Source organism: Pseudomonas tremae, assembly GCF_001401155.1.
In the GTDB taxonomy this organism is placed as follows: Bacteria; Pseudomonadota; Gammaproteobacteria; order Pseudomonadales; family Pseudomonadaceae; genus Aquipseudomonas; species Aquipseudomonas tremae.
The window spans coordinates 1-1,046 of sequence record NZ_LJRO01000228.1 but is presented as its reverse complement, the minus strand read 5'-3'; the positions used below and the strand labels follow the sequence as shown (position 1 = coordinate 1,046).

The window sequence follows — 1,046 nt, the reverse complement described above, 5'->3', positions numbered from 1 at the left end:
CCGCGACCAGGAACACTCGGTGGACGTCTTACCATTGTTCGTTTCCGACCGCTGCCATATCGTCCCAGGCTTCAATACGCGCCTCTTTCGGGGTCGCCGCAATCAGCTCAGCTAGAGTGGGTTTCTTTCGGCTGGGTTTGACCACCAAGGCATCCCCTTCGATTTTCCACGCCAGTTGGCAACCTGCAACCAAGTGATTCTGGGCCGCAAACGCAGCTGGCACCGCCAGGATCAATGAGCCGCCCGAGCGGCGAAGCGCAACAGTACCCATATCCATACCCTCATCTAGTTTTACAAAAGTATAACTAACTCTCGACCAATAAGATACCACTGCAGTGAGATGAGGCCTGGCTGTACGACGATTCTTGAGGTCTTTTTTTCCTACCCCTGCGGATCGCATTGGTTGCTTGTCGATCATTGCTCAGGCGAGCGTACAGAAGGTCGTTTTTTCGGGCGACTGTGAAAAATCGTTAAAAAAGCCCCGAGTCAACGGGGCATAGGGCATACCACTTTCCTATTTCCTTCGGCCAATACGCATGACGACGAACACAGCGCCGAGGACCACAATGGCGATGGCGAGCCACAGCATGAGCGCTAACATATCGCCGCGTACATAATCCATAAATTGGCTAAACGAAGTCAGATCGTGTTGGGCCGAATAAACGACAATGGCAGCAACGGCGATGATAATGAACACATACTGCATAGGCTTTCCTCCCTTTTCGCGGTTGCGAAAATCGGCCGGCGCTCTACACGCCGACCTTGGTCTATGCGCCTTCCGAAAGACCGATTAAACGTCTAGGCTCTGCTGTTCCTCGGCTTTGATGAGGAAGTCACTCAGAGAAGCGCCATTTTCTATGGCCTGTGCGATCGGACGAGGCTTTCTGCCAACGCCTGCCCAGTACTTAGTCACCCCATCTTCGACGAACACATACTTCGGCTCGCGCTTCTGGGTCGAGGTGCGGCTTTTTTTCCGGGCTTTAGGCTCAAAGTCACCACCTGCCAACTGGCCGAGGTCAAAACCTTCACTTTCAATCAGTGCCAGC

3 protein-coding genes are annotated in these 1,046 nt (G+C 53.3%); all 3 read right to left on the bottom strand.

Annotated elements, in window-relative coordinates; all coding sequences use genetic code 11:
• Window positions 1-28 precede the first annotated feature (28 nt).
• A complete protein-coding gene (locus ALO43_RS30170) occupies window positions 29-418 on the bottom strand; it encodes an AbrB/MazE/SpoVT family DNA-binding domain-containing protein (protein ID WP_157062304.1) in 390 nt (129 codons plus the stop codon).
• 96 nt (window positions 419-514) lie between these two features.
• Entirely contained in the window at window positions 515-706 is a 192-nt protein-coding gene (locus ALO43_RS15595; protein WP_020313370.1) for a hypothetical protein, read from the bottom strand.
• An 84-nt stretch (window positions 707-790) separates the two neighbouring features.
• Window positions 791-1,046, bottom strand: a 256-nt coding sequence (locus ALO43_RS15590) for an H-NS histone family protein (protein WP_157062303.1), incomplete at its 5' end; no start/stop codon positions are given.